Genomic DNA, 23,243 nt, shown 5'->3' on the forward strand with positions numbered 1-23,243 from the left:
ATCAGGCCCCTCCCTTCAATAGCGTCTCTTTGCCGCCGAAGCTGTCCAGCGTCTTTTGCTTCTCCTGTTCCTGCGCACGGCTGACCTCATCCTTGAGCAGCTCCCAGATTTCATGGCGCAGACGGACAAATTCCGGATTGGAACGCAGGTCCTCCTCATTTCTGCGGGACTGGAACGGAATGTCAACGATCTGCTTGATCCTTCCGGGACGGGAGGACATAACGGCAACCCGCTGGCCCAGGTAGACAGCCTCATCAATGCCGTGCGTAATAAAAATAATCGTCTTGCCTGTCGCTTCCCAGATTCGCAGCAGCTCGCTTTGCAGCGTCTCGCGTGTCTGGGCATCCAACGCCGCAAACGGCTCATCCATCAGCAGCACCTCCGGGTCATAGGCAAGGCTGCGGGCAATCGCCACCCGTTGCTTCATGCCCCCGGACAGCTCATAGGGATACCGGTGTTCAAAGCCGGACAGCCCGACCAGAGAAATATAATGCCGGGCGGTCTCCCGCCGTTCCCGGCGGCTGATGCCCTTCGCCTCCAGACCAAACTCCACATTGGCAAGCGCCGTCTTCCAGGGGAACAGCGCATACTGCTGAAAGACAATGCCCCGGTCCAGATCAGGACCGGCAATTTCCTTGCCATCCAGCAAGAGTTGCCCGCTGTCAGGACGGGTCAAGCCGGCCAGCAAATCCAAAAGAGTCGACTTGCCGCAGCCGCTCGGACCTACAATGACCATAAATTCGCCTTGTCTCACTTCCAGATGAATATCGCTCAGGGCATGCTGATGTTCACTGTGCTGGCCCGGGCTGCGCCTGATCCGAAAAGACTTCTGAACATGCCGGATGCTGATCTTCGCTGTCATCGTCCACGCCTCCTTAAATGAATTATTCCGGCTTGTCGTACGGATTGTATGCATTCGTATACAACTCATCCGGGCTGTAATCCCCTTGCCTCAACTCCCCTTCCTTGACGAGCCAGTCAACCCAGGTTGAAAATTCAGATTCTGCAATCAGGCCGCCCTTGCCGGCTATTCCGGTGCTTTTCCAAAATTGAATGGCTGTTGCATCCTCCTTCCGGTTGCGTTCCTTGATAATTTTGGCGTATCTGGCGATGACCTCATCCCTGGGTGTTGTCCGGGCCCATTCAATCGCCTTGGCTGTTCCCTCAACAAATTTCCGTACCGTATTCGGGTTGTTCTGAACGAACTTATCCGTGATCACATAGCTCCCGGCACTAAAGTTGCCGAACAGCTCCCGGTCGGTAAACAGCGGACGGATGCCGCCGCGCTCAAGCGCCTTATCCCGAAGGATGCCGCCCAGCGTAGCTACGTCAATCTGGTTCGCACGCAGAGTCTGCTCCGAGGTTACCGGCGGCACAACGACAAGCGTAACCTGCTTGATCTCCTCCGAAGTTAATCCTTCCCGGCGCAAATATTCCTTGATGACGAACTCATGGTGCGCACCCAGCGTATTGACAGCAATCTTCTTGCCAATCAAATCCCTGGCTGTCCGGATTGGGCTGTCATCAAGCACATAGTAGCCGGTCCAGGTCAGATCATCGACGCCATAGTAACTGATGACCGCCTTGATCGGTGCCTTGGCCGCAATCAGCTTCACAATCGCGCCATTAAAGGCTCCGCCGAAGTCGGTATCTCCGGTAACCGTCGCCTGAATATCCTGCGGGCCGCTAATTGTGTTGCCGATGAATTTCAGCTTGAGCGGAGCGAGATAGCCAAGGTCCTCTGCCAGCTCGGGATAGGTTACACTTCCGACACTTCCCTGGTAACGAAGCTCTGTCACCTCTTGCCCGGGTTGGCCGGAACTGCCGGGTGCAGCTTGCTTCCCGGAGGCCGCCGTCGCTCCGCAGGCAGACAGCAGGATCGCGGCAGTGAACCATACCGACAAGGAAATTTGGAGTGAGACAGATTTTCGGGTCTTCATGATAGAGCCTCCTGACAAGTAGAATGTAATCTGGTCTACAATCGAATAGCCATTGGGAACATTGTCGAAGGGATGCATCTTACAGCCTAACTTTAAACACATAAATTCCTATATACTTACTATGTTTTAATTTCTATAATTGACTATAAAAGCTGCAAGTGGCAGCGTCAATACAATGACGACAACTGACCATGAATGAAGAACAACGAGGAGGAAGGAACAGGAACCAATAACTGAGATCGTATTGAGGGAGGCATGATGGGGATGTCCATGCAGCAGTTTAATTTCATTTCATTACAGGAGACGCTTGATCTGCTCGGCATAAGCCGCTCTACCTTTGACAGATGGCGCAAGCAAAAACAGCTTCCATACCGGAAGATCGGGAAGGAAATCTGGGTGGATAAGCAAGAGCTGGAGGGATGGCTGAGGCGGCAGCAGGTCCCTGAATTGTCCGCCAGTCCTCCAAATGAGGAACTCCGGAACCAGGGCCGGCTGCAGGTTATTCATATCGGCTACCAGAGCAGATCCATACCTTCATGGACAGCCGTCGTCATGAAATCACTCGGCTGGTTCGAAGAGGAACTCAGAAGCTCCGCCGGCACAAGCGGGGTTCAGGTCTGCTGGCATGATGCCGCAAATGGCCCGGAGCTGGTACAGGCGATGGTCGGCGGAAATATCCATATTGCTTCCCTGGACATTTACCCGCTTGGCCTGAGCTTCTCCTTGCGCCAGATGCTGCCCGATTTTCGCCCTGTCCTGCTCGCAGCAGGCGGCTGGAGCATGGGCAGCATGAACACCGCTGCTGATAAGGGGCTGCTGTCAGGCATTACGGCCGACGAAGTGTGGGCAGCCCGTCACCCGGCCAGTGCAGTCGCCTGCTTGAAAGCCCACTTACGGGTACAGCACTTTATGCGGACGGAGCCTGATTTCGCTGTAGAATTAATCGCCCGGGCGCGACATCTTCCTTTGAATTCTGTGCGGGCTGTTATGGACCAGATCCGGTGGGAAACCTGCTTCATAGAGGAGAAGTCTGAAATCGACACTGCGGGCGATTCCCCCGAAAAACAACCAAGCGCTTCAGGTGTACCTTTCAAGAAGGAAGATTCGGGGTCGATCCCCTATCATCCTGAGTATCTGAGGCAGGCTATGGAGCTGGTAAAGCTGCCGCATAACGGCTATGTCACCTGAAAAATGACATTGTGCAGCAGCCAAATTCATATCAAAATAGTACCAACTATTATGCATTTACAGACTCCGCCGAGACCATATCAATCCGTTCCCAGGCTCGTTTCCGCCATCTGAAGAACATCATTGCGGCCCGTACCCATTCATCGATTGCAAAGGCAAGCCAAATGCCAGCCAGACCCATATGCAGCACAATGCCCAGCAGAAAAGCCGCCGGCACGCTGATGCCCCACATGGAAATAATTCCGATCAGGACAGGATACCGTACATCACCGGCAGCGTTCAGTGAACTGATGAGTACCATATTGCACGCGCGAGCAGGCTCCAGCAGGATCGATAGCAGGAATAACTGGCCGCCCAGGCGGATAATCTCTTCATCTGAAGTGAACAGACCAAGCAGCGGACCGGAGACAAGATAGAGCAGAATGCTGACCGACATTGTCAGGAGCAGTCCTGCCTTCAAGCTGTACAGTCCCGAACGGTAGGCATCTTCCTTCCGTCTTGAGCCGATTAAATGGCCGACAATAATTTGGGTTCCCGTCCCGATTGACATCGAAATAATGAAGATGAATGAGGTAATATTTTGGGTATAGATCTTGGTCGTTAATGCCGCTGCTCCCAGCATGGAAATCAAATACGTAATGACGCCCTGAGACAGATTGTATGAGACCGGTTCGCCGGCAGACGGAAGCCCGAGCTTGAATAGGAGCCGGGTATCCTCTCCCGAAATTTGCCCGGGGTGAATCAAACGGACAGGATGCGGAAGCCGGCGCCTGCATAATAATAGAAATGCCAGCATGGCCAGCAGCCGGGTCACCCAGGTGGAGACGGCGACTCCGCTCACACCGAACACCGGAATACCGAACGGCTCCATGAGGACAATACAATTGCCGATAATGTTAACTACATTGACGGCCAGCGAGAGCAGCATCATTTCCTTCACCATGCCCCGACACCGCAGCATGGTGCCCAGCGTCATATTTACAGCGATCATAAACATGGAGCTTCCGACGACGGACAAATAGATTTCACTCTGCTCCATGATTGCCGGCTCCAAGGCAAACAGGCGAAGAAAAACACCGGGAAAAAGCAGCAAGCACACACTGACGACAAGACCGATCATGAGGTTTAAAGACAAGGAAAGCGCGCTTATCCGCTCTACATCCTTCAGCTTGCCCGCACCCAACCACTGATTCAGGACTACAGCGGTGCCAACTGTAAAAAATCCGAACAGCAGGCCCGCAATCGTTAAAATCTGATTAGCCAAGCCCACTGCCGTAACGGATGTATCCGAATAACTGCTCAGCATAATCGTATCAACGACCCCAAGGAGCATGCCGAACAGGTTTTCCAAAAAAATCGGCCAAGTGAGCGACAGCAGCCGGTATGATTTCAAAGGTTCCCTGGGATTATCCGGAGAATGTGTCGTCTTATCCCCATGCATTCCCGGACTCCTCCTCTTCAATGAAGAGCGGTTGGCTAAAGGCTCCAAAGACCTTGTACATGCGATCCCATTGCTCGCCTGACTGCAGTTTGACCGTTATCGTATTTCCTTCTGTGCGGATCGATTCAAAAACATATTGCGGGGGACCGTCGCCGTTAATCACTTCAATACCCGAATAAGACTTCATAGCCAGCATATCTTCAAGCTTCCAATATTGTGAATAATAGCGATTCGGATGCACCAGCAGCATGTGGCATTCGGAACTGCTCACTTCAACGGCCTCGAATAAATTCGGAATACGGCTTTCTTCCGTATGGCGCATAACAAGGTTATGATCGGATACCGCAAAAAAATCGTAGTCATTATACATCCGGTATATGGTTGATAGAGGATGATGGCCGTCACTGTCCGACGTATGGTTGTGAAAGCTGCCCCGGAGCCACAGTCCCTGCTCCATATATGGATTCGCTAGCTTCAAATTCTCCCTCTCCTGTCTGTCTCTTCGTCTTGTAGTATCTGCAAGATTGCTCAAGGCAGTCCGGCTATTCTTTTATGGAACCGATCATCACGCCTTGGGCAAAATATTTTTGCAGCAGGGGATATACAATCAAAATCGGAGTGATGACAATGATGATTGTGGCCATCTTCAGCGATGTGCCGGTTACTTGTATTTTATCGACCATTTGCATCTGCAGCGGGTTGGTTGCGTTCGCCAAAGCCTTGGCAAGTGCCTGCTGCCTGGTCAGCATTTCCTGCAGTACAGTGGAAAGCGGCTTTAAATCGGAATTACGCACATAAAATGCGCCCGTGAACCAGTCGTTCCAGTGTCCAACTGCATTGAACAGCCCGATTGCGGCAAACACCGGCTTGCTGACTGGAAGAAGGATGCGAAAAAAAATCCCAAAATCACTGCACCCGTCAATGCGCGCTGCCTCCTCGAGCCCTGCCGGAGTTTGCTGGAAAAACGACCTCATAATCATTATGTTCCAGACACTGTACAAGGCCGGAAGAATATAGACCCAAATGCTATTGGTGAGGGAAAGATTCTTCAGTACAATATAGTAGGGAATTAATCCGCCGTTAAACAGCATCGTGAAAAAAAACAAAAAGGTCAGCTGCTTATGTCCCGGAAGGGTACGGCTTTTTAGCGCATAGGCTGCAAGAGCAGTCAGCAGCACGCTAAGTACGGTCCCAAGCAGCGTACGGAATAACGAAATCATAAAGCCGTTCACTACATTGGATTGCGTGAAGACTTCTTTAAAATTTCCCAGCGTGAACTGCCTTGGCCAAAAGTAAATGCCTCCTTTCGCTGCATCGGTGCCAACATTGAAAGCCAGTGCAAGCACATTCAGAATCGGCAATAAAATACTGAGGCTCAACAGGATCAACAGTCCGTAATTTACGGCATCGAACACCTTGTCCAACGCTAAGGAAGACGTAGAAGCTCTCTTCATCGTGCATTTCCCCCATTTCATTCTTCAGAAGCCTCCCACCTCCCGGGAAAGGCTTCTGATATCACGCTATTTTGATGCGGTTGTCAGTCGGCATTAAAAAAGAAGCTGTGTTTTGGGATCCTTGTCTTTTTCCTCCAGAAGCTTGATATAATCCTCAAGCCCTGCTGTCTGCAGCTGCTTGGCTGCGGCATCCAGAATCGTTTTCGCTTCCGTCATGTTTTTGGCGTAATAAGCCCGAATGATACTTTCCTTGTACTTATCAAGCGCCATGGTCAGCTGGCTGCCTTTGCTGAATTCACCGATAAAAGCAAGGGCGGCATAACCGTCTTTGACTTTCGCCTGACTGCGCTTTTCGTCGTAGCTCCAGTACTTAGCGATTTCGAGCGGTCCTTTATTCTGGTCGGGTTTCTGGTTAGCCCCGAAGCCTGCCTCTCCAAAATCCTCCAGGTCGTAAAAATCCGTACCGCCCAAATACCAGCCCCAACTGTTGCCTACGCCTCCAAATCCGAGCTTCTTCGCACTGACAGGGTCTTTCTCCAGCAGATCGAGCACTTCTTTCTTCGGAACCGGATTCCCTTTGGCATCCAAATCGTAATCCCGGCCCTCGAGGCCGTATTCCCAGAGCAGCTTGCCTTCACGGGAAGCCAGGAAGTCGGCAAGTTTTACGATATCCTCCGGATTTTCGGTTGTCTTCGGGATGGACCATGCGCCGTACCCGCTCTTATAGGTCAATTGCATCTGATAAGGGCCATCGACCGAATTGATCGGTCCAATTGGAATGTACCGGTTATCCTTATTCTCATCCACATAATTGTGCATCTCGCCTATAATGGCAAAGGAATTGTTCAGAATGCCTTCTTTTGCACGGGTCTCCTCCATTGTGTAATACTCCGGATGCATAAGCCCCTCTTTCAGCAGCTTTTGCACAAATTCGACTCGCTTGAGACCGTATTCGGTCTGGCTTTCATGCAAAATTTTGCCGCTGGCATCGCGCTTAAACCCTTCTCCATTAAATCCTGACCATACAAGATCGTTGTACAGCGATGGCCGGTCGCCGCCGCCCCAAATGATAGGGCCGATCGGATAGACACCTTTTCCATTATTATCTTTGAATCCGCCTGCCTTGATTTTTTTCACCAGCTCATAAAGCTGTTCGGTTGTGGTAATTTTACGAGGATCTACACCTAGCGCATCGGCAATATCCTTGCGGATATACGGTCCGGTTACATACTTGTTAACCCCGTAACCGGGCTCACGTGTAAGATTGATGTGCACGACGTAGGCTGCACCGTTAAACTCCGGACGGAACATGACACCGTATTTGGTATCAATCGGAAGATAGCCATCCTCAAAATATTTGCTGTATATCTTTGTATTTTTCAGATAAGGAGCCAGGTCATAAAACATGCCTTCGCGGGCGGCCTTATTAATCATCTCCATCTCAGGGCGGCCGCTATGGTTCAGATAGTAACCAATAAAATCCGGCAGATCGCCAGCCGCAAGCCCCGCTGCCAGTGCCTTCTGGGAACTGTCAAAGCCGGTTGCCTGCAGTTCAAGCTCAATACCCGTCATTTCCTTCAGCTTCTTCATCACTTCGGGGTTCATTTCTTCTACTACATCGCTGCCCATAAAAATCAAACCTTTGATTTTTCGGTCGGCGATCCAAGTTGCAGGCTTGCCGTCAGGCTTCACCTTGTCACCAGATGCATCCGAAGTTCCCTGAGATTGCTGATTACCCGCGCATGCAGTGAGAACCATTGAACAGATCAATACAAGCAGAATCATCTTAGACCAAGTTTTCTTGTTCATTTCTGATTTCTCCCTCTCCCTGACAATCTATTGTGACAGGCTGAGACCGCTTAGGTCCGCCGGCTCACCAAATTGAAGTTTCAAACCACTTCCGGGAAATCCAATTGACGGTTAATACCAGAATCAGGCCAATGACGCCTTGCATCATCCCGAGTGCGGTCCCGAAGCCAAACTGGCCGCTCTCAAGCCCCATATAGATGATGTAAGTGTCCAGTATTTCTGAAAGATTCATATTGCCCGGGGTCTTAAGCAGATAAACTTGATCAAAGCCGGCTGACAAAATATTGCCGAGTGATAAAATAAACACAATCAGTATGGTAGGCCGGATTCCAGGCAGCGTAATATGCCAAATATTCTGTAGTCTGCCGGCTCCGTCGATTTTGGCGGCCTCATACAAAGCCGGATTAATGCCTACAATTGCCGCGAAATATATAATGGAGCTCCAGCCGATATCTTTCCAGATATAGCTCCAGAACAAGACCGGATAAAATGCGCGTTCCTCCATCAGAAAAAAGGTGCTGCCGTCACCGCCAAGCCAGGCAATTACCTGATTGACCAAACCTGTATCCGGCGCAAGAACACGCTGCACCAGACCGATTACGATGACCCAGGACAGAAAATGAGGCAGATAAGCGATGCCCTGGAACAGGCTTTGCATTTTTTTGCGTTTGATTTCATGAAACATTAAAGCAAGCAAAATCGGAAAAGGCATGGCAAGGAACACTTTCATCGCGCTGATAATAAGCGTGTTTTTAATAATTTGCAGACTAAGCGGATCTTGAAAAAACATTTCGAAATAGGTTAGGCCAACCCAAGGGCTTCCGAATATTCCCTGATTGAATTGGTAATCTTTAAAAGCCAGGATCAGTCCGCCCATCGGAATATAAGAAAAAATGATAAAAAACACAATGCAAGGCAGCAGCATCAGATAGAGCTGATAATGCCGGATCAGGCGATTCCGAAGCCGATGTCTGCCCTCCGTTGATTCCCCTGTTTTTCGCCCCCTGGCAGGGGCAGCCGAAAGTTTCAGATCCATGCTCATTCTCCTCCCGTTTTTTACCGTTTTCGCACCATTTAATGATAAATCTCATTGTTTGTTTACCGATGTTGTGACAGTCAAACTTTAAATGGTTATTGTTTTCGTACGATAAATCCTTGATTAAGATTTTATTTCCCCGGTTTTGCCGTCGGCGGTGATCCATGTAATACCTTTCCGCTCGAGCTCCTGCTCCCACAGCGAAGGATAGGGCTTGTCGCATACAATAACATCAACCTTGTCAAGCGGAGCAATATGACAGGTGGCCTGAATACCCACCTTGCTGTGATCGGCAAGTACAATAATTTGCTTGGCCATATTCATCACCATTTTAGAAATAACGGAGTCATTCAGGTCGTAGTCCCCGATTCCGGAATCGATGGAAATCCCGCCGAGGGAAATAAACGCATGGTCTACATAGAAATTTTTCAGCATTTCCTGACACAGATAGCCGTTAACGGACTGCTGATAGGGAGAGATTTCCCCGCCAAGCAAAATCGCACGGCCGTTTAATACTCCCTTGACAAACGAATCGCATAACTGAATGGCAACGGTTAAGGAATTTGTAATGACTGTAATCCTCTTTTTTCCTTTTAATGCCTTGGCCATCTCGTAAATGGTTGTGCCCGTATCCATATAAATGGTGCTGCCATCCTGGACAAGCTCGACCGCCTTCATGCCGATCGCCTGCTTGGCCTCAAAATTCATTACAGTCCGCTGCTGGTAAGGCGGTTCCCCTCCCTCGTACTGAGGCTTTACGCCTCCGCCGTATACCCGCTTTAGCTTGCCTTCTTCCTCCAGCAGGAATAAATCCCTGCGTACCGTCTCCTGGGACACCTGAAGCTGCTCCGCGAGCAAGGTTACCCTTACCTTGCCATGGGCATGAAGCTGATCCAGAATGAAACTTCTCCGTTCTTCGGCTAATAGTTGCATGGTTTGATTCTCCTCAATGTGCGTTGGCTTAATATGAATCTATAAATGCAAATCTTTCAGTGAAATCAAAAGCCAGCTCAAATTCCTCGTAACGGCCGGTAAGGAACCGATAATCCGGATAGCGCAACGTTGCCGCTCCTGCCAAGGATGCTACCCATGGGGAAAAGCTCCGAAACATGATCTTCTTGTCCGCCTCGTCAAATTGGGCAAGCCTCAGCCACCCGTTGCCGCCCCGGTAACGGTCCTGATAATTAACCAGCAATTGAATGACCTCCTGTCCCTCGGCATTATGGCGCACCTGATGGACATTGCCGTTAAAATGGCCGTTCACCGTCATAAACACCTGATTATGCGGCCGGACAAGTTCCTCCCAGATCAGGGCTCCATTTTCCGACAGCTTAGGCTCGTTGACCTTGCCATTATGGACGGCATACATGATATCGTGCGAAACCAGAATGGTCGGATATCCGCGGTGACTGTCCAGTACCTCCCGGCACCAGGGGATGTCAGCACGAAGATGCTGCATATCGGCCATCAGCCATAAGTAGCTGTAGCTTCCAGCCTGCTTGACCCCATAGGAACTGTAACGGGAAGGCGAGCTTCCGCGATAATAGGATTTATCCCGGAAGCGCCCAGGGCCAAAACAGCTTAAGTATGTATGCAAACCATCGTGATCATGATTCCCTGCCGTCATCATGTAAGGGGCCTTGGCCTCATCAAGCGTGCGGACAGCAGTCGAAGAGCGCTCCCATTCCTGAAGGGCATCACTATTGTGCACAAGATCGCCTACAAAAGCTGTCATCGCAAGCCGCAAGTCCGTCTGATGTCCGGCAATCCAGGCCGTCTGGGCCATTAGCATTTCCGGATTCAGGTAGGTCTGCATCTGCGGATCGGGAATAAAAACAAAATGGTAATTATCCGCCTGTCTTAACTGAGGCTCTCCCTCATAATCCCCTTCCAGCACCTGATCGTCCTCCAGTTTGCAGAGCCAGTCTTCCGGATGGAGCGGTTCACCGGTAACCCGGATTTCCCTAATTGCCCCTGTAAATAAGGAGTCGATCTTTCCGCACCACTCGGAAGCGCCGATGTTCCAGCCTTTGCCCTCAACAACGGCTACTCCGGCAATCGGCTCGGCCGGGCTGTTATAATCGCAGATGCCATTAACATACAGCAGCGTACGGCAGGCATCATTGACGATCGCCACATGACACCATTTCCCCTCCTGCAATTGACGCGACCAACTGGTCGTTGACGTGCTGCGATTTGCCGGATGGCTCACCCACTGAATTTCCTTGCAGTTGGATACCGAGACCGTCGCCAGCACCTCACGTTCACCGCTTCTCCCAAGCTCCCCTCCCTGTCCTTGGCGGGTCAGCACACCCATCCAGCTGTGACGGACTTCATCGAAGGGCTCAGGCAGACGAATGACCGCCTCAATGGTAAACCCTTGCACCATGCTATCGTTATTAAAAGGCGCAGCTTTCTCCGTGCGAAAGTAATATCCGGCTCCCTTCGGACAACGATCATTACGGAAGCTCATGCCGCCTGCTTCCCCTTCGCCTTCCCAGGATAGAATATCAGCCGCTTTAACGGACGCGGCTGCTTCCGGAAGCGCAGCGGTCAGTACCAGACGATTGCCCCTGCCGCTATAATCGCGCAGGATAAGCTGACCATCCTGAAGGCTCCCGCTCTGAACGGCTTCACGGACAAATCTCCAATGTGCAAGCGGCTCAACCGGGAAATCCCGGCGGGCCGTTCCCAAATCGCGGCCATGTTGGCTCACAACCTCACCCCCGCTCCTTCGCCTAGCAGCAGTTCCCGTACCTCATGCCAGTTATTCACACGGATAAAACCCGTTTCGAATTTATTATGGGCAGCGCTGTACAAAATGCCTGTACCCTTGAACCGGTTAAGCTGCTTCACGCTGTCATCAAGCAGATAGTCGGCATGAATGATGCTTTTGTTGCCACAGAATACAAGATGGCTGTCCGGGATAAAAGCAAAATGCTCCTTGAGCCATTCATATTTTGCGCGGAAGGAAGCCGGAACTTCCATGGCTGCTGTTGCAATAAAAACCTCGTAATGCTCCTGAAGTTCACGGATTACGTCCTGGCTTCCGGGGATAACCTTCAACCCGCGGAAGAACTGCCCGGAAGCAAAATAACTTTCGATTTCATTACGGAGCAACGGCCGAATTCCGGCTAATGTGGTACCTTCCAGTTCCTCCAGTGTCACATGCTCCCCGTATTCACGGTTGAAAAGCTCCAGATGATCAATGGCCGTATCTGCCATTACTTCATCCATATCGATTGCGATGCGTTTCATCGTTGCCCTCTCCTGTCGCGTGACTGCTTATGTTGTTTTTATGAAAGAATCTCACAATAACAGAAAGAATAAAAGAACATATCACAACAATAAGATAAAGATGTCAACACAGAATCAACGGCTTATTAAAAAAATGTAAATCTAGTCTTCGCAGCGCCGGCCCCGGCAAGCAAGACAAAGAAACCGGAGGAAAGCTCCTCCGGTTATCATTTCTGCTCTATGAATCTATCCATCTATGAATTATTCCTAATTCGCCTGTGAGAGTATTGAAACTGTATACCTCCCCCGACTACACATCACGCCGCAACGCACGCAGTACATCCACCCGTGTTGCCCGCTTTGCCGGACGCGCTCCGGAAAGCAGCGCCACACCTACCGAAATGGCGCAGGACAGCGCAGCCAGATAGGGAGGAATCAATGAAAAGATGAAATCTTGAGGAACCTTTTCATTCATGAAAGCCTGAATCAGGAGCGGCACACCTGTATTTACGGCAGCAGACAGCAGATAGGCGGCTGCGGTCCCGACTAATGCGCCCAGGAGACCGATCCATGCGCTTTCCAGCAGAAATATCCGCCGGATGATCCTCGGGTGGGCGCCGATTGCTTTCATAATGCCAATATCCTGCGAGCGCTCCGTGACGGCCATCGTCATCGTATTGAAAATGCCGATTGAAGCGATCAGAATCGCAATTGTGCCGACAAATACAAGCCCGATCTTCATAATTGTAAAGACAACATCTATTTGGGATACTTCATCCGCAATGGAATGGATGCTATACCCCTTCTCCCGCATCGTCTCTGCTGTTTCTTTAACTTGCTGAGCCTTGCTCACAAAAGTCTCAACAGAATTATAGTTTCTCGGCTCATCAAAGGCTCGCGGCTCGTAAGCTTCCTCGTTCCCGTTGGCTGCGATCCGCATCTCTCCCAGCTGCGTCCCGGTAAGCTGCTCAATTTGATCCCGCAATCCGATTTCAATATATATATTCGTATCCATCAGCCATTCCCTCTTCGGCTTCTCCTTTATCCCTACAACCGTAACCTGTTGCGGGAAGGACTCCTTCTTGCCGTTAACAAGCTGATGCACGTCAAACGTCAGCTTTTTGCCAATCCATCCTTCTGCCCGCTCTTTATCCGCCCTCTTATCTTCTGACCGGGCAGCGTCTTCGGGCCCGATCACCGTTTTCCCGAAATGAAAGCCTGCTACAACCTCACCCGGCTTCTGCGGCAGCCTGCCTGCTGCCAGCGCAAAACCTGCCTTGGCTTCCTCTTCAAAGTCAACGGCGACGGTCTTGTCTGTGCTCATGGTCTGGTTATCCGAGGTATAGACTAGCGGCTGCATGATATAGTCCTTGTACGTAACTGCCTTCACATGGTTCAGGCTTTTCAGATATTTCAAGTCCTCCGCGTTCAACTGCTGGTCAATATTCTTCTTGCCCCACACGGTAATGGCCGTCACCAGACGGTCCCCTACTATTTTATCTACAATGCTCTTTTGCAAGCCAAAGCCAACTGATGCCAGGACGATCAGGAAGGCGCAGCCCATTGCCGTGGCAAGCACAGTCATGAATACACGCGACTTGTTTTTCTTCATATTCTGCCGGACAAACCGGAGCTGGTCTTTAAACTTCATAGGTCACCTGCTCTTTTCCCGGCTTCAGCCGTCCGTCTGCCAGCGCGACCGTTCTGTCCGCAATTGCAGCTACCTGCTCATCATGAGTGATGATGACAAATGTCGTGCCCCGTTCCCGGTTCAACTCATGAATAAGTCCAAGCAGTTGCATCTCATTCTCGCTGTCCAGACTTCCGGTTGGCTCATCGGCCAGTACGATCGGCGGATTCAAGACCAGTGCTCTTGCGACAGATACGCGCTGCTGCTGTCCACCCGAAAGCTCGCCAGGATAATGCCCGGCATAATCATGAAGATCAACCCGCTCCATCAGTTCCTGCACGCGCAGCTTGCGCTTCAGCGTGTCCATGCCTTGAAGCACCAGCGGCAACTCGATATTTTCATAGGCCGTCATACTCGGAATAAGCTGAAAGCTCTGGAACATGAAGCCAAAATGCCGGAGACGGAAATCCGCCCACTGTCCTTCACTCAGATGTGTTACCTGTTCACCCATGACATGAATTTCACCCTTCACAGGCCGGATGTAGCCCGACATCAGATTCAGCAGTGTCGACTTTCCTGATCCGCTGCGTCCAACAATCGCGACAATTTCCCGCTTTTTGATATGCAGATTTATTTCATGCAATACCGGAACGATCTTCTCACTGCCCTTTTTGCCGATATTAAATTGATGGCTTACCCCTTTGACCTCAATCATTCTCTCTCCCACCCCTATATACGAATTACAAACATTAGTATATTGTTATATAATTAAACAATAGGTAAAAAAAGCTAAAGATTTCCTTAACTTAAAATAACATTTTATTAATGAAGATTCCGCTATAATGTAAGAATGAATTTTACAATTATACTGAAGGAGCATGAACCGCTATGAAGCTTGAGCGCCTGCTCTCCATTATCGTCATTTTGATCAATCGCAGAATCATACAAGCCAAGGAGCTTGCCGAGCGGTTCGAGGTATCGGTACGCACGATCTACAGGGATATTGACGCCCTTAATAATGCCGGTATTCCCGTGGTCACCTATCAGGGCTCCGGCGGCGGGATTGGTCTGGCCGAGGGCTACCGTCTGGACCGGAATCTGCTGACCAATGATGAGTTTGCTGCCATTGTCACCGCTCTGCGCAGTCTCTCAACTACATACACCGGAGACAGCCACGGACACCTGGTAGACAAGATTAACAGCATCATCCCCGAATCGGTATCGGAAGCCTTCCAGATCAAGACAAGCCAGATGCTTATCGACCTCTCTCCCTGGGGAAAGCGGAACCCGCTCGAGGACAAGCTAAAGCTGATCAAGCAGGCTATCGGGCAATTGCATCTGATCAGATTCACCTACGTCAACGTCAAAGGGGAGTCAAGCACACGTACAGTTGAGCCCTATACACTGATTATGAAAGGACAACAGTGGTATCTGTATGCGTATTGCTCCATGCGCTCAGGATTCCGGATGTTCAAGCTGAACCGGATCAAGGAGCTTACAGTGACAAATAGCGTCTACCTGCGCCGTCCGCTTCCCGAGGAGCCCCTGCCATGGGATCATGACTGGTACCGGGAAGAGAACCTTGCCCGTTTGCAGCTTCGCATCTTCCCGCCTGCCAGACAGCTTGCTGAGGAATCCTTCGGGGTGGACCAGCTTCATAAGGAAACGGATAAGGATAGTTGGCTGGCTGCGATATCCTTTCCTGAGGATAATTGGCTGTACGGGTTCATATTAAGCTTCGGAGAGCATGTGGAAGTCATCTCCCCTCCCCATATCCGGCAAATTATTCAGGATAAAGCGATGGCAATTGCAGCCCTTTACGCCAAGACATAGGAGCAATATCAAGAAAATATGCTTCCGGATTTTGATGCAGGTCTCCTGGCATCCTGTTTCGGCTGGACTAGAGACGGGGGGAAATTGTCGATTTGTGTAGTACGATTGGTTGGCTGGTTTAGCAGATTTACAGCCTACAGAATTACCCGTCATTCGTTTATTGCATACACAGAAAAAGGGGAGTGGAAAAATTGCTTCGTGTAGAAGGCTTGTCCCATGCTTTCAAAAACGGGAATGAGACAACGCTTGTCCTGCAGCAAATCAGCTTTGTCGTGCACAAGGGCGAGATGGTCGCCCTTCTCGGAAGCTCCGGCTCGGGAAAGTCAACGCTGCTTAACTTGATGGCAGGGCTGATGAAGCCTACGGAGGGCGAAATTTACATAGCGGACAATAACATTGTGAAGATGAATGAAAATAAGCTCGCAGAGTTTCGCAGAACTCATATCGGATTTATTTTTCAAGCCTATGAACTGCTGCCGAATCTGACGGTACGCGAAAACATTGAACTGCCGCTCGTCTTCCAGTCCGAGCGCCCTTCCATACGAAAACAGAAGGCGCTAAAGCTGTTGGAGCAGGTCGGCATCCCCGATAAAGGGGATATGTTCCCGTCCCAGCTGTCCGGGGGGCAGCAGCAGCGGGTGAGTATCGCCAGATCGCTCATTACTGAGCCCTCGGTTATATTCGCCGATGAACCGACAGGGAATCTCGATACGAAGACCGAGGAGGAGATTCTGGCCATCCTCAAAGAGCTTAACCGGACGATGAACACAACCTTTATTATCGTCACCCATGAACGCGAGGTAGCCAATCAGACCCAGCATATTATTACGCTCCGGGACGGCAGGCTGGAGCAGTCACAGTCCCCTGAACCGGACCAGGCTGAGGAGGTTATCCAGTGAGAATAGCCGACCTTACAAGACTGTCCTGGGATCAGGTGAGACGCCGCAAGGTGGTCACCATGCTCTGTGCTGCCGGGTTATCCATCGGCTGTGCGGCTATTATACTTGCCATGAGCATCGGTGAATCGACACAGGAAATTGTGTCCTCGCAGCTTAACAGCTTTTTGAAAATGGACGAAATTACGGTCTATCCGAATAACGGGCCGTCCTCGCCTCCGGGCAGTACGGAGTCCAAGGACGATGAAGCTGCCAAGCGGGGGGCCCTCAATGACCAAAAGCTTGAGATCATGCGGAATATCAAGCATGTGAAGGCAGTTGCGCCTTTTCAGGAGTTCAACTACATGGAGATGACCACAATGGACAGCAAGAAAGGGTATGCCCTTATTGTGGGGACAGACCTGTCGACGCTCAAGGACTTTGGCGAATCCTTCATGCAAGGTGATGTCACCGGTACAACGGATACTATGAATGCGGTTGTACTCAGCTATGGCGCGACACTCGACCTGTTGGACCCGGAGACGCGCAGCAAGCTGTATCAGTCGATGGACCGCAACCCTTATGATGAAAACATTAGAAAGCAGTATGAGAGCTTGAGGACGACGCCAACCGCCCTGTTCAAGCAGCAGATTCAGATTTTGAGTATGCAGGATTCCGGAAAGCAACTCACAAGCCCGGGATTGCGTGTTATCGGCGTTTTGAAAAAGCCGAAGGGCCAGAGCGACATAAATATCGCCCAGGACCGCAAAATCTATGTATCGATTGAAACTGCAGAGATGCTCCGCAAGGAGCTTTTCCCAAAAAACGAATCCGAGAACAAAGCCGGAACCTACAATTCGGTCAAGGTGAAGGTTGACGCCGAAGAGCATGTGAAGCAGGTGGAAGATCAGCTCAAGAAGCTGTCAGTAAATACACAATCCAACCTGCTGCAAAAGGAACGGCTGGAGGAGCAATTTTCCATCTTCAAGGCAGTGGCTGTCGGGGCTGGTGTATTCATTCTGATTATTGCTTCGATTTCCATTATTGTTGCGATGACGATGTCCACCTACCAGCGCCGCAGGCAGATTGGCATTATGAAGGTGCTCGGCGCAAATCTCGCGCAAATCCGCAACATGTTCATCGTCGAAGCCGCGCTGCTCGGCCTGCTTGGCGGATTGCTCGGCATCTTGTTTTCCTACTGGATCGTCTGGGGAATCAATGCGCTGATCCTGAACATGACGCAGGGAGAAAGTGCAATGTCTATCTTTATCCCCGCCAAGGCGATCCCGACAGGGCTGGCATTCGCAATTATGACAGGAATTTTATCCGGGATTTATCCGGCCGTGAGCGCTTCGCGTACCGATGCGCTGACAGCGATCAAAAGGGACTAGCAGAAAGGAACTGGGGGAGCTGAAGATGAAGAAGAAAATCAAATGGATTATCATTGCAGCCATACTGATCGGCATCAGTGCCGTGCTGTATAAGATGGGGAATCCGCCCAAGGCAGAAAACGAGGCTGTCGAATCACAGGCCATTACTTTTCAGGTAACAAAAGAAACACTTACAAGCACGGTGCAGGTTAAAGGAAAATCGTTGTATGAGCAGGAGACACAAATATTTGCGCCCTTTAGCTCCAAGGTAACCGGCTGGAAGGTCACGGACGGGCAACAGGTCAAAAAGGGCGATATCCTGTTCCAGCTGGATCAGGCGGATCTGCAAAATCAGATTACGCAGGAAGAAGCTGAGTTGCGCAAGGCAGATCTGGAATCGAAGCTCCAGGCTATTGTCAAGGATGCAGATGAGGAGCTTGCCCCTGCAGACATGACCGAAGCAGGCCGCAAGAGACAGCTTGCTGCCAAGGAGATCGCCCGTCTGGAGAAGGAACTGGGCGAGGTGAAAGGTTCGATCCAGCGGAAAGAACTGGAGAAGAAACGCCTCAAGCTGAACGATGCCCAATACCGTGCGCCTGCCGAGGGCATCTTCCTGTTCGAATCGGCAAGCAAGCGGCCCCAAGCCCTTAACGACAACCAGTATATCGGCAAAATTGTAGATCTGAACAAGCTTCAATTTATTGCCCTGGTGGGTGAGCAGGATGTATTCCGGATCAAGCCGGAAATGAAGGTCAAGGTGAAAATAACCGCGATGAAGGATGTGCCGTTAACCGGTACTGTCCTGCGTGTATCCAAGTTCGCCAAGACAGGAACTGACCAGGAGAGTATCAACCAGGCAGCGCAATTCGAGGTTGTCATCTCTCTGGAGCCTAGCGAATATCTCATTGCCGGTCTGTCGCTTAACGGGGATATCGAGACCAGCCGCAAAGAAAATGTACTCGTTCTCCCCTCCATCGCCATTATGAACGATCAGAATTCATCTTATGTTATGGTGGAGAAATCTCCGGGTCAATATGAGCGCCGGGATATCAAGGTTGGTATGGATACGGGAGAGAAGGCAGAGATTGTAGAGGGGTTAAAGGAAGGCGATGTTATAGCCCTTCAATAGGGAATCATTCAGCTGTTTTCAGATTTTACAGGCCTGGAGCACCGGAACCTGACACTTAGTTGTCAGGTTCTTTTGTTTATACTCAACTATATAAGTTGAACAAAAGAATTAAAACCTTAAGCTACGGAAAGAATGGAAGACAAAAATAATTGAATAGTCAGGAGAGAAATTAAAATGAACATTGCGCAATGCCAAAGCTGCGGCATGCCGCTCGCAGATGAAGTCAGAGGTACGGAAAAGGACGGCACACGCTCAGAAATTTACTGCCAATATTGTTATGAGGACGGGCACTTTACCCGGCCTGAGCAGACGCTGGAAGGAATGATTGAGACCTGTATCCCTTATCTCGCAGAGCAAGGTATGCCGAATGATCAGGCACGTGCCCTGCTGAACCAGTCACTGCCGTCACTAAAGCGCTGGAAGGATACCGGACACGACGCGAATACAACTGCCGCTGCAACTGCTGCTGGTCCGGATCGAATGACAGAGCTGGCGCCGCTTTCTCTGGCGGGCGTAACAGTCAGAACCAGCAATGCTGCCGAAATGGGGCCAGAAGCCAAGATTTCCGGGCTCTGGGCAAAATTCTGGGCGGAGGAAATCGCGGGCAAATTGGGCAAATCGGCCGAGCCCCCTGTTATTTACGGCTGTTACGCTGAATACGAGTCAGACGTCAATGGTGCCTATACGCTAATGATTGGCATCGAACAAGAGCACAGACAAGGCAATATGCAGGATGTCACCACCCTGGAGCTTCCCGCGTCCCACTATGCCGTCTTCCAGTCTAGGACTGGCCCGCTGCCGGATATCGTAATAGAGACCTGGCAGCGAATATGGAAGTATACAGAAGAACACGGACTGGAAAGAACCTATACGGGCGACTTTGAGCGCTATGATGAACGCAGTGCCAACCCTGAAAATGCACAGGTGGATATTTACATCGCCGTCAAAGCACCTGCCAACTGATTGACTGCCAAATCAGAATGAAGCGGGTATCTGTATAGACAAGAAAAAGCCCCGGCCTGCTCGCTGCTGTCAAAGCGGCTTTCAGGTCAGGGCTTTCTGTTCGTACTATACTGAGACTGAGATCGTATAGCCGTGGTCTTCACTTACACAGCCGGATACATCTCGCTGCCGGTCTCGCTGCTCAGCATCGTTTGCCGCAGCTCGCCGCGGTACATCAGCTTGAGGGCTTCGGAGCGCCCCAGATCTGCCGGAGTCGTAAGTGACGCGCATTTGGGAACAAGACTGTGCCCGCTCTGCTCAAACACGGTCGCAACAAACTGTGAGCAGAAAAAAGCATTCTCCCGTTTCACTCTGATCTTCAGCATAATGCCCAGCACACCCAGCAGATTATATTTATACCGTTGGGGCTCCTGCTCAAATCTCCGCACATACTCGCGAAGCTGGTTATATTTGCGCTCGCTCACTTCGCAGCTGAATACTGCGCAGGATGCTTTCCTGAACAGCTCGCTCTGCAAATCCTCCTTCACAAAGCCGCCCACAAAAGGATTGCCCGGACTTTTTCTACCGAAGCTGTAGACCTCCCTGAGCTCATCGTCAAAGGCGATGGAAGCATGATTATGCTCAGCCTTCGTGTACAGCTTGATCATTCTCGTAAACCAAGTACCGGTGTCGGACAACAAAATATAGATACGTTTATTTTTCATCGTTCAACCCCACCCACAATTGAAATCTCAATCCGAATCTATCGTCTAGATCTATCATAAAGTTTCAATGCTCGGGGCAAATCGGTCTTATGTCCGGATTTTACCTGGACTTAAGTCGGGTTGCACAGATGCTGATGTATGCTTCTTACTGCTCAGCAGGAAGTTCTCAAGTTCATTCGCTAGTGTAAAAAGACTTGCGCGGCTCTCGAACTCTGTCCGGTTTTGCGGCATTGGCAGCCCTTTGTGATGCTCACGGATTGCCTTAAGCTGCTGAAGATACTCCCTGCTATCGTCCAGATGTTCAATGTTGTTGCCCAGCTGCCCGAGAAATTCACCAATTCGCTCCCCTTGTTCAAGCCGAAGGCCGATCCGGGATACCAGCGGCACCATACGTTCAATAATTTGGAACTGCTGTGACTTGAGTTCAACATAATAGTAAAATGAATTTAATTTTCCAGTCAAGTTATTTTCGACTTCCAGCACGGCAAGATGGCGCGCCTTTTTCAGCAGCTCTGCAAGCTCCAGAAGCTCCTTGCCGTCCCATGATCCATTCCCTTCGCGCAGGTAGCTGCCGAGTTCCCTGAAGATGGAGGCCATCTTGGCGTCAACCTCGCTTTTGAACTGGTCAATCTTCCGGTCAAGGCCGGGCATATACAGGTTGACCAGCAGCGCTACCCCAAGACCGACCATAATAATCGCCAGCTCATGAGCGAAAAAAGCCAGGCTGACATAGCCGCTCACGTAGCTGTGCATGACGATGACTGAGCTGCTGGATATGCCGTTCTGGATTTTCAGCCGGACCAGTATCGGGATAAAGATCAGGTAGAGAATCAGAATAACCCACACCTTATAGCCAAGCAGCGAGAATACCGCACTGGAGAGCAGCATGCCGACGATGCAAGCGAAGAAGCGGTCCAGCACGGCAGCAATGGATTGCTTGCGTGTCCGCTGGATACATAGCAGCGTTAGAATGCCTGCTGAGGTATAATAAGGCAGCTCGAGCCATTGGGCGATCAGGATGGACAGGCAGACGCCTGTCGCGGTCTTAATTGTACGAAATCCGATTCGCATTACGGTGTCTTCCCTTGTATCAAGCTGCGCAGTTCTTCAACTGCCTTTTTGTTTTGCGGGTCCTCCTGCTCAATCTTGGCTGCAAGCCGCTGCTGGAGCCTGTAAGCCGTGCCTTCTGTCACAGTGCCGTCAGCTTCAAGCTGCTCCTCACTCTGGAATCTTTTCACCGCTTCCTTGGTATCGGCATTATAGACCCCTTCCTGCGTAATCGCTCCAAAGCCGAGCGCATTCAGCATGTGCTGAATGGTTTTGACGTCCTTGCCGTAATCTCCTTCCTTGAAAGTCGTCTCTGCGGGAAGGAGCGGCAGATTCGCATATTCCGGCATATCGACTGCAATATCCGGCTTGACGCCCTCCTTATGAATCCAGCTTCCATCCGGCGTTCTCCACTGTGCCTCTGTAAGCTTCAATACCGAGTCATCGGCAAACTGCTGGAAGGTCTGGACAATGCCCTTGCCGAATGATTTGTTCCCGACCAGAACCGCCCCGTTCGCCCGGAGCGCCGCAGACAATACCTCAGAGGAGCTGGCGCTATTCTCATCAATCAGTACAACAACAGGCAGCTTCCACTCCTTCTTCTGCTTCGAGCGGTGTGTGAATTCCCGCTGTTCATTTTTATAGACAACTTGAACAATGACCTTATCCTTCGGAATCAGCAGACTGGCGATTTCGATCGCCGGCTGCAGCAGACCGCCCGGATTTGACCGCAGATCAACGAGTAGTCCCTTCATCCCTTGCTTTTGTAAACTGTCAGCCGCTTGCTCGAATTCCTTGGCTGTACTTTCGGCAAAGCGTGAAATGGCAATTTTGCCAACACCGTTGCCAAGCATCTTGGAGGATACAGTTGTCACCGGCACCTCGCCTCTTGTAACTGTAATATCTACTGGCTCGGGTGAAGAGGCCCTTGCCAGCGACAGCACCACCTTGGTGCCCTCCTCGCCTCTTGTGAGGGTAATAATATCCGATAGCGTCTTCCCTGCTACCGATTTGCCGTCAATGGCTACAATGCGGTCCTCTGCCAGCACACCTGCTCCTGCGGCTGGCGCTCCTTCTATCGTTGAGGCAATAAAGAACTGGCCGTTATCGACACGGAGGACGACCCCAACACCGACAAAATGATCCTCATAGCGTTCAAGAAAGCTCTTCCCCTGCTCCTTGGTATAGTAGACCGAATAGGGATCGTTAAGCGAAGAAACCATGCCTGCAACAGCCCCATGAATCAGGCTCTCAGGATCGACATCCCCCATATAGTTGTTGACAATTTCCTTATAGGAGCGGTCCAGGTTGTCAAAGGCGGCCTCACCAAGCACCGGGTAACGCTTCTTCATCCACAATTGCCCGGCTCCGAATCCAGCAGTTCCGGCTAGTACGGCAATAATCAGCATATAGACAATAATTCTCTGGCGGCGTGCAGCGGAAGTGTGTGGCATTGATATCTCTCCGTTTTCTCAAGTTTTCCAATAGTATCACTTTATCTCATTCTCACTCCGGCTTCAAGCCAGCCCCCTTGTTAAGGCTTCCCTTCATCAGGTACAATCAGGCTAGACATGATAAAGGAGAGAC

Annotated in this window: 21 protein-coding genes; 6 read left to right on the forward strand and 15 right to left on the reverse strand. The window is 50.7% G+C overall.

Annotated elements, in window-relative coordinates:
* Nucleotide 1 precedes the first annotated feature (1 nt).
* Both H583_RS0110505 and H583_RS0110510 read right to left on the reverse strand, forming a co-directional pair.
* Entirely contained in the window at nt 2-862 is an 861-nt protein-coding gene (locus tag H583_RS0110505; protein ID WP_028560431.1) for an ABC transporter ATP-binding protein, read from the reverse strand.
* 22 nt (nt 863-884) lie between these two features.
* Nucleotides 885-1,940: an ABC transporter substrate-binding protein gene (locus H583_RS0110510; RefSeq protein WP_028560432.1), complete on the reverse strand. Its 1,056-nt coding sequence runs from the start codon at nt 1,938-1,940 to the stop codon at nt 885-887.
* A gap of 264 nt (nt 1,941-2,204) precedes the next feature.
* On the opposite strand from H583_RS0110510, the gene H583_RS32530 reads away from it, so the two are divergent.
* A complete protein-coding gene (locus H583_RS32530; protein WP_036709151.1) occupies nt 2,205-3,128 on the forward strand; it encodes a helix-turn-helix domain-containing protein in 924 nt (307 codons plus the stop codon).
* A gap of 49 nt (nt 3,129-3,177) precedes the next feature.
* On the opposite strand, the gene H583_RS0110520 is transcribed toward H583_RS32530, so the two are convergent.
* The 10 genes from H583_RS0110520 to H583_RS0110565 all read right to left on the reverse strand — a co-directional run bounded on the left by H583_RS0110520 (nt 3,178) and on the right by H583_RS0110565 (nt 14,450).
* Nucleotides 3,178-4,569: an MATE family efflux transporter gene (locus H583_RS0110520; protein WP_081667099.1), complete on the reverse strand. Its 1,392-nt coding sequence runs from the start codon at nt 4,567-4,569 to the stop codon at nt 3,178-3,180.
* On the reverse strand, nt 4,556-5,047 hold the full coding sequence (locus H583_RS32535; protein WP_051236287.1) for a CehA/McbA family metallohydrolase domain-containing protein: 492 nt from the start codon (nt 5,045-5,047) through the stop codon (nt 4,556-4,558). The genes H583_RS0110520 and H583_RS32535 overlap by 14 nt, the downstream gene beginning before the upstream one ends.
* A gap of 64 nt (nt 5,048-5,111) precedes the next feature.
* Nucleotides 5,112-6,023 (reverse strand): carbohydrate ABC transporter permease, encoded by a 912-nt coding sequence (locus H583_RS0110530; protein WP_028560434.1) that lies wholly within the window; start codon nt 6,021-6,023, stop codon nt 5,112-5,114.
* 93 nt (nt 6,024-6,116) lie between these two features.
* Complete coding sequence (locus H583_RS0110535) at nt 6,117-7,832, reverse strand: extracellular solute-binding protein (RefSeq protein ID WP_028560435.1); 1,716 nt, start codon at nt 7,830-7,832, stop codon at nt 6,117-6,119.
* Between the two features lie 64 nt (nt 7,833-7,896).
* The gene (locus H583_RS0110540) at nt 7,897-8,868 is read right to left on the reverse strand and encodes an ABC transporter permease (protein ID WP_154665857.1); all 972 of its coding nucleotides are present in this window, start codon (nt 8,866-8,868) and stop codon (nt 7,897-7,899) included.
* A 123-nt stretch (nt 8,869-8,991) separates the two neighbouring features.
* Nucleotides 8,992-9,801 carry a DeoR/GlpR family DNA-binding transcription regulator gene (locus tag H583_RS0110545; protein WP_028560437.1) on the reverse strand — a complete coding sequence of 270 codons (810 nt, stop codon included), beginning with the start codon at nt 9,799-9,801 and terminating at the stop codon, nt 8,992-8,994.
* Nucleotides 9,802-9,829: 28 nt separating this feature from the next.
* Nucleotides 9,830-11,584 (reverse strand): LamG-like jellyroll fold domain-containing protein, encoded by a 1,755-nt coding sequence (locus H583_RS32540; protein ID WP_028560438.1) that lies wholly within the window; start codon nt 11,582-11,584, stop codon nt 9,830-9,832.
* Nucleotides 11,581-12,126 (reverse strand): 5' nucleotidase, NT5C type, encoded by a 546-nt coding sequence (locus H583_RS0110555; protein WP_028560439.1) that lies wholly within the window; start codon nt 12,124-12,126, stop codon nt 11,581-11,583. The genes H583_RS32540 and H583_RS0110555 overlap by 4 nt, the downstream gene beginning before the upstream one ends.
* Before the next feature lie 289 nt (nt 12,127-12,415).
* The gene (locus H583_RS0110560; RefSeq protein WP_028560440.1) at nt 12,416-13,756 is read right to left on the reverse strand and encodes an ABC transporter permease; all 1,341 of its coding nucleotides are present in this window, start codon (nt 13,754-13,756) and stop codon (nt 12,416-12,418) included.
* A complete protein-coding gene (locus H583_RS0110565; protein ID WP_028560441.1) occupies nt 13,746-14,450 on the reverse strand; it encodes an ABC transporter ATP-binding protein in 705 nt (234 codons plus the stop codon). The genes H583_RS0110560 and H583_RS0110565 overlap by 11 nt, the downstream gene beginning before the upstream one ends.
* A 173-nt stretch (nt 14,451-14,623) precedes the next feature.
* On the opposite strand from H583_RS0110565, the gene H583_RS0110570 reads away from it, so the two are divergent.
* From H583_RS0110570 to H583_RS0110590, 5 genes are all read left to right on the forward strand, one after another.
* Complete coding sequence (locus H583_RS0110570) at nt 14,624-15,568, forward strand: helix-turn-helix transcriptional regulator (RefSeq protein WP_028560442.1); 945 nt, start codon at nt 14,624-14,626, stop codon at nt 15,566-15,568.
* Between the two features lie 191 nt (nt 15,569-15,759).
* On the forward strand, nt 15,760-16,467 hold the full coding sequence (locus H583_RS0110575) for an ABC transporter ATP-binding protein (protein ID WP_028560443.1): 708 nt from the start codon (nt 15,760-15,762) through the stop codon (nt 16,465-16,467).
* Nucleotides 16,464-17,834: an ABC transporter permease gene (locus H583_RS0110580; protein WP_028560444.1), complete on the forward strand. Its 1,371-nt coding sequence runs from the start codon at nt 16,464-16,466 to the stop codon at nt 17,832-17,834. The genes H583_RS0110575 and H583_RS0110580 overlap by 4 nt, the downstream gene beginning before the upstream one ends.
* A gap of 25 nt (nt 17,835-17,859) precedes the next feature.
* Nucleotides 17,860-18,942: an efflux RND transporter periplasmic adaptor subunit gene (locus H583_RS0110585; RefSeq protein ID WP_028560445.1), complete on the forward strand. Its 1,083-nt coding sequence runs from the start codon at nt 17,860-17,862 to the stop codon at nt 18,940-18,942.
* Nucleotides 18,943-19,116: 174 nt separating this feature from the next.
* Nucleotides 19,117-19,905 (forward strand): zinc ribbon domain-containing protein, encoded by a 789-nt coding sequence (locus H583_RS0110590; protein ID WP_036709155.1) that lies wholly within the window; start codon nt 19,117-19,119, stop codon nt 19,903-19,905.
* A 143-nt stretch (nt 19,906-20,048) separates the two neighbouring features.
* Here the strand turns inward: H583_RS0110590 and H583_RS0110595 are convergent, their stop codons facing one another.
* The 3 genes from H583_RS0110595 to H583_RS0110605 all read right to left on the reverse strand — a co-directional run bounded on the left by H583_RS0110595 (nt 20,049) and on the right by H583_RS0110605 (nt 23,110).
* Complete coding sequence (locus H583_RS0110595) at nt 20,049-20,609, reverse strand: C40 family peptidase (protein WP_028560447.1); 561 nt, start codon at nt 20,607-20,609, stop codon at nt 20,049-20,051.
* 87 nt (nt 20,610-20,696) lie between these two features.
* Complete coding sequence (locus tag H583_RS32545; protein ID WP_051236291.1) at nt 20,697-21,680, reverse strand: aromatic acid exporter family protein; 984 nt, start codon at nt 21,678-21,680, stop codon at nt 20,697-20,699.
* Nucleotides 21,680-23,110, reverse strand: coding sequence for a S41 family peptidase (locus H583_RS0110605; RefSeq protein ID WP_036709158.1), 1,431 nt, complete (start codon nt 23,108-23,110; stop codon nt 21,680-21,682). Before H583_RS0110605 ends, H583_RS32545 begins: the two co-directional genes overlap by 1 nt.
* Nucleotides 23,111-23,243: the final 133 nt, after the last annotated feature.

Origin of the sequence: Paenibacillus pinihumi DSM 23905 = JCM 16419 (assembly GCF_000422505.1) — a bacterium.
GTDB classification, from domain to species: domain Bacteria; phylum Bacillota; class Bacilli; order Paenibacillales; family Paenibacillaceae; genus Paenibacillus_D; species Paenibacillus_D pinihumi.